Below are 9487 nucleotides of genomic sequence, written 5' to 3' on the forward strand. Positions count from 1 at the left end.
CATCTATTCATTGAAAAATCTTCCTGTCAGTTTCTCCACGAGGTTTCGAGTTGAAGCTCCGATCAAAGCCATTCACTCTCTGGAGTGATGCAAAGGAAAGTTACATTTACGCACTGAATGATAGTGGCATTGGTCACAATAAATATTGATAGGTACATATTGCTTTGATAAAGGCAAGCACTACAATAGGGCACTTAAATTCATATACTCAAAATAATTCGAGTTACACCTCGTTTTAATTTAGATGTAGAGCTGTTGAATTATTGCAGCTTTTAATAGCGATGTTTCATGATAACCAAAAAATTGAGTAGCGCGCCATTTTCACTGTTTAATCCTTATAAGCTTGAAGCAGTGACACGTTCTTTACGCGCAATGCGTGATGGAATGCTATGGCTCGTGCCATGCCTTGTTGTGTCGAGTATTCTAGGCTTTGCCGCGAGCATGCTTGAGTTCTTAGAGGTCGATGCGCCCGTTTTTATTCATGAATTGAATTTACTAAGGCTGTCTCTAACGTCGTTATATCCTTACTTGTTTTCAGCCAACATCAGCATGATGCTCGCCATTCAGTGGCGATTACCTCGGCCTCCAATTGCTGTTCTTTGTATCTCTTACGTCGCGGTAGCTGAAAAAGTCCTTGGCTATGAAAGCCATTTGTCTTCCATCATGCTGACTTTTATAGGACTGACGCTCCCTCTTTATGCTGTCCCTCTGCTGTCAAAACTTAAAAAGCAAAAATGGGCGAGATTGGTTGAAAGTGAGGTATCAGGCAAGCTGGTGAAGGATTCGATGAATCTTATCGTTCCTGGTGTGATTGTCACCTTGGTCGTGATGATAATCACCAAGTTCCTCGCCATTAGTGACACTTGGTTTGATTCAGCGGCGATACTGCAAGGTTTTAACCCGGCCAATGAACCTTATACAGTCGGTGCGATATTTTCGATTCTCAACTCTTTTCTTTGGTTTTTAGGTATCCACGGATATTACGCACTGACACCGATAGTGCAGCCACTGATAGATGTGCTTGATATCAATCGGCAGATTTACAACGCGGGTGGAACCCCCAGCAATATCATGAATATTTCGACCTTGTCGTCATTCATGTTCGTCGGTGGTTCGGGTGCAACATTGGGGTTGTCGCTAGCACTCATATTGTTTTCAAAAGATAAAGTGATGCGGGTGATAGCAATCACAAGCGTTCCCTTAGGCCTGTTTAACATCAATGAAATTCTGATGTTCGGCTTGCCCGTCATTTTTAATCTTCGACTTCTTTTGCCCTTTGTTATTGCACCTCTTACTAACATGTTCATCAGCGTGACGGTGATGAAGCTGGGCCTTGTCGCTATATCCGTCGTGATGGCACCGATAACAAGTCCACTGATATTGAATGCCTTTATATCCACTGGGGGTGACAGCAGAGCGGTTGTTTTACAGCTCGTGTTAGTGGTGTTAAGCACGCTTATTTATTGGCCATTCGTTCGATTGCTGGACAAGCATGTGAAGACGCGTGATCTTTATATCCCTTCTCTTGACACGACCTTCACCCGCCGAGAAGAAGAGGCATATATTCTTGCTGTGGATCCCGTGACGGAATCTCTCAAGAAAATACGAGAGATAGAAGGTGTTCAAAAGCAGTTAGAGGCGCTTGCAACACGGGAGTTTTACTTAGAATATCAGCCTCAGGTTTCTGGAAAAACGCGTCAAGTCGTGGGGGCGGAAGCCTTAATCCGGTTACGAGACAGCTATGGTAACGTGGAATCCCCCGCGAGTTTTTTGCCTGTTTTTGAAAAAGCACATTTGATGACTGACATTGACATATGGGTGATCCGCCAGTCAGTTGAGCAAAGTAAAAAATGGATTGAGCAAGGTTTCTACATGCCAATCAGCGTAAATATTACCAGCCACACACTGACGGACATGACGGTGATGGAAGAGGTGATTGCGCTGGTGTCAGAAATACCGGGCCTTATCCATTTTGAAATCACGGAAGAGTCGTTACTTGAAAAGGAATCACTTGTTGATTCGTCCATAACTCGCCTGCACGAAGCGGGTTCACCTGTTCATATTGATGACTTTGGTACGGGATACAGTTCGTTGAGTTATTTAAACCGCTTCGACATTGATGCGATTAAAATCGACAGAAGTTTTGTACTGGCGCTATCAACTGAGCGTGGTAAACAAGTGTTCTATAGCTTGGTGGGTATTGCGAAGCAGTTGGGTATGAATATCATCGTTGAAGGCGTAGAGACCGCGGAACAATTTAATATCGTAATCCGTGAAACGGATGCTGTTGTTCAAGGTTGGTACTTCAGTAAATCCATTTCGGCGAAAGATTTTAAAACGTATGCGTTGCAAAAAAGCGCACTTTCGTTAAAACCAACGAAAGGTTCACTGGAGCGGATTTGACAGTGAGGGGATGACCCCTCTTTACTTTTGCGCCGAGAAGGCTTTTTCTAACGACATTAGCAGACGCTTCCCGTTCTCTCCGCTTTCTTCTATGTAGGTACGTCTTACTGGGGCTGCCAGTTTTTTAAATCTACTTCGCTCACGCTGGGTCAGGTGTACCAAGATCATGTCTGGCTTGTAGTATTTGATTTTCTTCAGTTGCGCCGCATTCAATGTCGTTTGGTGCTGGTAAATAAATTCAGACATCTCACTAAATGTGTCTCTCAATATCTCCTTTTCGTGTTTGGTTAGCGAAAGATACCATGCTTGGTTGGCGAGCACAGAGGTGGTAAACCTTTGCTGTCCTGCCCAAATCAGATAGTCCGTAACTTCATAAAATTTCATTTCTTCAATGGCAAATAGAGGGTTTACCTGACCGTCAATGATGGAGGATTGTAATGCACCGTAAATTTGCGAATAGGGAAGTGGTACCGGTTCTGCCCCGAAAAGCGTGTAGGTCTGCCTTATAAGGGGCGCGTTCATTACGCGCATTTTAAACCCCCTAAAATCACGAGGATGACGGATCAATTTATTCGTAGACCACACCATTTCACCTTCTAAATACAAGGTCATCAACCGAAGGTTGTTGTCTATCAGTGCGTCTCCAATGATTTCATAAATGACTTTGGTGTCATGAAGCACACGTTGATTAATGCGGTCATCCATTGAAAACAAATACGGTATGGTGAAAACCTGAATTTCTGGAATTAAATCTCCCAGAATGCCGGTAGAGGCATTGGTCATCTGCAACGTGCCGTTTGCGGTGAGTGCAGTAAGATCTTCTGATTCACCTAGGGTGCCATAAGAGTAAATATCAATGGTTATCGCACCGTTAGACTTGGTTTCTATCGTTCTTTTGAACTCCTGAGCGTAGACGTCTTGCACAGAACCCTCGATTTCTTCCAATCCAAACCGCCAAATTTTAGTTTCTTCCTCATTGGCTATCAGTCGGTTGGCCCATAGCACGACAAGTAAAATGCCAAAAACAGTGAAAGTATTGCGGCGAGTGCTCGACATATTGCGCAGTCCTTTTTTGCGTCGATTTGTTGTATCAGTAGCGTTCGGCCTGAGAATTTGTTTCTTGGGTCAGGCCAACGAGGTAAAGCGTAGCTGAACCGAAAAGAGTGATGTTGTCAGAGTTTTGATTTTGAAAGTAAGTAATGTTGCGTTGTGGTTATGAGTCAGGCTTGCAAATTGACAAAAAATGTTGTCAATCCAATGGAGTGTTTTAACAGAATTTTCCATGATGAGGTTGGGATATTTCATAATAAAAATAAAGTGAAATCCCACCTATCTATTTCTCGAATAAGGAAATTCAACATGCACAAACCCATCATACTTTCAGCGGTTACGTTGAGTATCGCGGCGGCATTTCCGTCTTGGGCAGTGGATTGCACATCATTGCCAACCTGGGAGCAATCTGGGGTTTACACAAGCGGAGAAGAGGTTGCTTATCTCGGAGAAGCCTACAAAGCCAACTGGTGGACATCGGGTAATAATCCTGCTGACCATTCGGGTCAATGGCAAGAATGGCAGGCATTAGGACAATGTTCTATTACCGGAAATCAACCACCCACTGTTAACGTCACCTCTCCTTTAAATAATGCGCAATTAACCGACGGGAACCTTATTGAACTTGCAGCAGATGCAGCAGATGTTGACGGTTCAGTGAGTGATGTGGAATTCCTTGCCAATGGTATTAGCCTTGGCGTTGTGACGAAAGCACCGTTCACTCTAAATTGGATGGCGACGACTGGAGATTACGTTATCTCTGCGGTTGTTACGGATAACGAAGGCGCAACGGCAACGTCCACGGTTAATGTTAGCGTTGTTCCTACCGATGTAGCCTCTCCGCCAGAAGCGACACTGCTAAATCCAACCGCACAATCGCAAATAAAAGCGGGCGAAGATGTGTTGATTCAAGCCTCGGCAACGGACGCTGATGGTGTGGTTTCACGTGTTGAGTTTTACGTAGATAACGCGATTGTCGGTCATGATGACACAGCACCGTATGACGTTGTATGGACCGCAATGAAAGGGCTGAGAACGTTCAAAGCAAAGGCCATTGATCAAGATGGACTATCTGGCTGGACAGGTGAGGTATCAGTCAATGTCGCAGGCGAATCCGTGGGCGGAGGTTGCGCGGGTGTGCCGGTTTATCAAGCAGGAACCCGCTATGCCGCTGGTGATATTGTTCAGAACGGAAATTACAAATACCAATGTGATGTTGCAGGGTGGTGTTCCTCGGATGCAGCATGGGCGTACGAGCCGAACAATGGTGCGCATTGGCAAGATGCATGGACGGAATTAGGTATTTGCGCGATTGTGCCAACAGTAACCTTTACCACTCCTACCAACAATGCAACGCTACTTTCGGGTAGCACGGTTTCATTGGCTGTTGACGCAACGGATGCTGATGGTTCTGTCACTGGCGTTGAGTTCTTCGCAGATGAGCAAAGCTTAGGAACTGATTCGAGTGCACCTTATGCCATAAACTGGCTGGCCAGCGGCGTGGGGAATACTAACCTTCGTGCGGTTGCAATTGACAATGAAGGCAACACAGGATCAGATGCTGTGTTGGTCAGTATCAGCGACCAGCCAGTGGTGGCTACACTCACGTCGCCTGCGTCTGGTTCAAGTGTGGGACTTGGCAAAGCAATCCAGTTAGAAGCGGATGCAGATTCCTTCACAGGTGCGATTGCAAAAGTTGATTTCGCCGTTGATGGCGTTGTCGTCGCGACGGATACAACGTCGCCGTACAGTGTAAGTTGGACGCCGGGAGCAATTGGCAGTTATGTGGTGTCTGCGATCGCAACCGATGATTCGGGCCTAACAGCAACAACAGATGGTGCAACTGTCAAAGTCTTTGAGCAGTCTGCGGTTAAGCACAAGCTTGTTGGATACTGGCATAACTTCGTTAATGGTGCGGGTTGCCCGATGAATCTCAGCGAAATGTCAAATGCCTGGGATATCATCGATATCGCATTTGCAGAAAACGACCGTGGTAGTGATGGCACGGTTCACTTCAACCTGTATGCAGGCGATATTCACAGTGACTGTGCACCGCTCGATCCACAACGCTTTAAGCAAGATATGGCGGCGTTGCAAGCGAAAGGGAAAGTGTTTGTTCTCTCTCTCGGAGGCGCGGAAGGTACCATCACACTTAACACTGATACTGATGAAGCGAACTTTGTCGCAAGCTTAACCGATATCGTGAAAGAGTGGGGTTTTGATGGTTTAGACATCGACTTGGAAAGTGGCTCCAACCTTCTCCATGGCTCGCAAATTCAGGCGCGTTTGCCAAGGGCGCTGAAACAAATCGAAATGAACATGGGTGGAGACATGTATTTGACCATGGCACCTGAGCATCCATATGTTCACGGCGGTATGATTGCTTACAGTGGCATTTGGGGGGCCTACATTCCATTGATTGACGAATTGCGTGACACACTGGATTTACTGCACGTGCAATTGTACAACAATGGTGGTTTGCCTAACCCTTACCTTCCAGGTTCTGCCCCTGAAGGGTCTGTTGATATGATGGTTGCGCAATCTAAGATGTTGATTGAGGGCTTTGAGCTGGCAAACGGGCAGATGTTTGCACCACTTCGTGATGATCAGGTGACTATCGGCTTGCCGTCTGGGCCTAGCTCTGCTAATTCCGGTCAAGCACCAACCCAGAACATCCTTGATGCCTTGGATTGTTTAACGAAAGGTACCCGCTGTGGTTCAGTCGTACCCGCGTTTAACTATCCGAACTACGGGGGTGTTATGACGTGGTCTATCAATTGGGATCAGCATGATGGTTTCAACTTCTCAGGCCCTGTGGGTGACAAATTAAAAGCGATGAATGCAGGTCAATAACGCCTGAACATCGCATTGAAACGGGAGCTTTCGCTCCCGTTTTTTCTTTCCTGCTGCTTACTTTGAGACAGTTGTCTTGTCATCCATATTTCTAGACTTAATCCTCTGAACCTTTTTCAGGTTCGATTTCAATTCGGCTGATTATAGTCGTTGAGGCTGGGTGGTATGAAAGCAGACATACATCAACTGATCGCTTCTATTTACGGAAGTGCGGCTAGCGGAAATTGGATGCCTGCTCTGGAAAAACTAGAAAAGGAGCTGGGTGCCAACCGGTGTATTCTCGGCAGCTTCAATCCCCAAAGCCTCACGCCTAACTCGCTGCATATCACTGACTTGCCGCCAGTTTTGGCATCATTTCAAGACGCTTTTGTTCACGACCCAATATATAAGCATGCAGCGGAAATTCCACCTACCGAAGTGATGGTTTTAAATTCAGTCCAAAATCAAGCACCTTTCAAAGGGAGCTGGTTTTTCAATGAGTATCATATTCCAGCGGATATTGGACACATTATGGGAAGCAACTTTCTCCTTACAGACGACGAATATGCGTTTGTGGCGGTAAACCGCAGTTCGAAAATGCAAGGGTTTGATGAGGAGGAATTTCGCTTGTTGAGTGGTCTTATTTCTCATTTTGTTAACGCCTTCGAGATCTACGATCAGAACCGCCAACACTTACAAAATAAAGCCATTTTTGACGCAATTTGTGAGTCATACAATTGCGGGGTAGGTGTGATAGATGAAAACGGATGTATCTTGTTTTCGAATGGATTGGCTGATGATATTTTCTGTGATTACAATGTGTTAAGTGTCAATGATGGCGTGATTAGTTCATCAAGTATCCCCATCAGAAGTAAGCTGGCGCAAGCATGTAGAGACATTGTTCACGCTGGTGTCTGTGCTTCTCAAGTTATCATTCCCATTGTGGCAAGTCAGAATGAGCCTGCTATGCAGATCCGTTTGTCTCCTCTTGTGTTAGATGATGATTTTCCAAGTCGTCTTAACGTTCGGGTATTGATGACGATAAAAGTCGCTGAAGACAATGCAATGGAGTATGTTTCTCAAACTTATGGTTTCACTAAGTCAGAAACGCGAGTGGCAGAATTACTTGTTCAAGGGAATACGCTCCAAGAAATATCCGATACATTATTTCGTTCGCGAGAAACCATAAAGACGCACTTAAAAAACCTCATGATGAAAACAAAGACACACACTCAAACTAAACTGATTAGCATGCTTTTACAACAAAGCGTCTAGTTATTGTCCTTAAGTATTTTGTGGTTACGTTTTGACGTATTGCGCCAATTCTAATTTCGTATACGCCTTTTTATCACCTCTCGCAACATAATCCCCCAAATGGGGGAGGACATTGCCCAAATAAACGGCCAGAGTATAGGTAACAAACAACGAATAGTGGATGAACAACAAAACAGAACGTTCAACTATCTCGTTTGGTGTAATACCCCGGTGCTCACAGAAGCGTCGTCAGCGTAACAACAACGATTATAAATGTGGCTAGGATCTACCTCCCACTTCTGGTTAGGTGGGAGGCTCTTTTTATGCTTTGATCAAACCACCGTGATAATGCAATTCGTACATTTTCCTGCCTTCGAACTTAATCCATTCATACCCAGTAAAGCTGTCTACTGTCCCAGAGTTGGTATCATGATAGGTCCCCAGTGGCGTCTCGTTAACTGAGTCGCCGAGGAAGTGACCGGTTTCGTACAATTTTGAAAGGCTGTCTAAGACGACAATACCTGCTTTTTCTCCGTCGAACATCGAAGGTTCCAGAATCTTGCCATAATAATTCATCGCCCAAATAGCCTGACTTTTAAAATACACGGTTTCCTGTCCTAGGAAATCGGTTCCCCCGAAATAGCTGTCGAGGTATTGGAATGGGCCATCTTGGAATTGAATGTCATGTGCGCCTAGCCGAGAAGGCAAACATTTAGGCGCCCTGGCAACGTATGAATTCGCTTTTGCTTTGACGATGAAAGCGTAAAGCATGTCGGTAGTAAAACTATTCATATTTACATCCTGAAGAAAAAACACATTTTAACTGTATATATAAACAGTATTTGTGGTGTATGTCATACTTCGCAACTTTTTGAAATTATTGTCTATAATTTCGACATGTTTCATAAATGAGGCGCCTACATGAGTGAATGGTTAGAAAAAGAAGTTGCTGGTTTCGACATTGCAGTGATGACAAAACGCACGGTTGGAGATCTTGGCACTGAATTCGAGCAGTCGGGTAAAGGGAAAGAGTGGCAGGCATGTAGGAATGTGCACTTAGAAGGCTTTAACGACAGCCGAGTACTTCGCCTCGATTCTGTCTGGGAACGCCTGCTGAAAAATCAAGAAACCCAATTTGCTGGCGTGGTGTTAGCGATGGAAACCATCGTGAAGTTTGGGGATACCATTCAGTTAGAAACGCCTTATGATGTGGAAATAAACATTACATATTGATGCATAGCCCAGATCAACGCTTTCACATTTGTGGAGGCGTTTATTCGTTCTTTGTCCCTGTTCAATAAAGTGAAAATACCGCGCGATAAATGACTGTTCGAAAACATTCCTCGTCATAACCACACTCACAATACCTATTTCAGATGGCGTTACTGGCGATAAACATCGAACTCGACAAAGCATCAAGGATGAGACATCCCATTGTTTCGCCACCGTACTAGGCTGGTTTGGTCTGATTTGTTTTACTTTACTACGTACGTATACAGAAGCTACCTGAAGATGCTCGATTTTAGAGCCCATCAGTACATTCAATTCAAGGCAAATTGCTGTAGAAATAGTCATTCTATTTCATAGTAATTATATTAGGGATGTTTGGTTGGGAAGGCCAATAATGAACGTTGTGGTAAGACCCCAGAACTCTATACACTTTCAAGCTTCTGATAATACTGTCTTTCGTATTCATTCGGTGACAGTCCACCATTAGTACCATGATTCCGTTTTGGATTGTAGAAGTACTCGATATATTCAAATATCTCAGAGCGTGCTTCCTCACGGGTTTTATAGATTCTTCGTTTTACTCTATCTTTCTTGAGCAGCGAGAAAAAACTCTCAGCAACGGCGTTGTCGTGACAGTTTCCCTTTCTACTCATGCTAATTTCCATATTGTGTTCTTTTAGGAAACTGCGCCAGTCGCTCGAGGTATATTGAACGCCTT

7 protein-coding genes are annotated in these 9487 nt (G+C 44.6%); 4 read left to right on the forward strand and 3 right to left on the reverse strand.

Translation table 11 applies throughout. The annotated features are described in order from the left end of the window. Positions 1–288 precede the first annotated feature (288 nt). Entirely contained in the window at positions 289–2403 is a 2115-nt protein-coding gene (locus B5D35_RS16005; RefSeq protein WP_078753543.1) for an EAL domain-containing protein, read from the forward strand. Positions 2404–2424: 21 nt separating this feature from the next. On the opposite strand, the gene dctP is transcribed toward B5D35_RS16005, so the two are convergent. Next, positions 2425–3459, reverse strand: a complete 1035-nt coding sequence (dctP, locus tag B5D35_RS16010) for a TRAP transporter substrate-binding protein DctP (RefSeq protein ID WP_078753544.1) — start codon at positions 3457–3459, stop codon at positions 2425–2427. Between the two features lie 303 nt (positions 3460–3762). Between dctP and B5D35_RS16020 the strand changes: the two genes are divergently transcribed. After that, positions 3763–6306 carry an Ig-like domain-containing protein gene (locus tag B5D35_RS16020; RefSeq protein WP_078753546.1) on the forward strand — a complete coding sequence of 848 codons (2544 nt, stop codon included), beginning with the start codon at positions 3763–3765 and terminating at the stop codon, positions 6304–6306. A gap of 165 nt (positions 6307–6471) precedes the next feature. Further along, a complete protein-coding gene (locus B5D35_RS16025) occupies positions 6472–7560 on the forward strand; it encodes a helix-turn-helix transcriptional regulator (RefSeq protein WP_078753547.1) in 1089 nt (362 codons plus the stop codon). A 300-nt stretch (positions 7561–7860) separates the two neighbouring features. On the opposite strand, the gene B5D35_RS16030 is transcribed toward B5D35_RS16025, so the two are convergent. Beyond that, the gene (locus B5D35_RS16030; protein ID WP_212567547.1) at positions 7861–8331 is read right to left on the reverse strand and encodes a DUF5680 domain-containing protein; all 471 of its coding nucleotides are present in this window, start codon (positions 8329–8331) and stop codon (positions 7861–7863) included. Between the two features lie 129 nt (positions 8332–8460). On the opposite strand from B5D35_RS16030, the gene B5D35_RS16035 reads away from it, so the two are divergent. Next, a complete protein-coding gene (locus tag B5D35_RS16035) occupies positions 8461–8772 on the forward strand; it encodes a hypothetical protein (protein WP_078753548.1) in 312 nt (103 codons plus the stop codon). A 419-nt stretch (positions 8773–9191) separates the two neighbouring features. On the opposite strand, the gene B5D35_RS16040 is transcribed toward B5D35_RS16035, so the two are convergent. Continuing rightward, positions 9192–9487 (reverse strand): IS3 family transposase (locus B5D35_RS16040; RefSeq protein WP_139367788.1); only part of this gene is annotated, 296 nt, incomplete at its 5' end.

It is taken from the genome of Enterovibrio nigricans DSM 22720, from assembly GCF_900167155.1.
In the GTDB taxonomy this organism is placed as follows: domain Bacteria; phylum Pseudomonadota; class Gammaproteobacteria; order Enterobacterales; family Vibrionaceae; genus Enterovibrio; species Enterovibrio nigricans.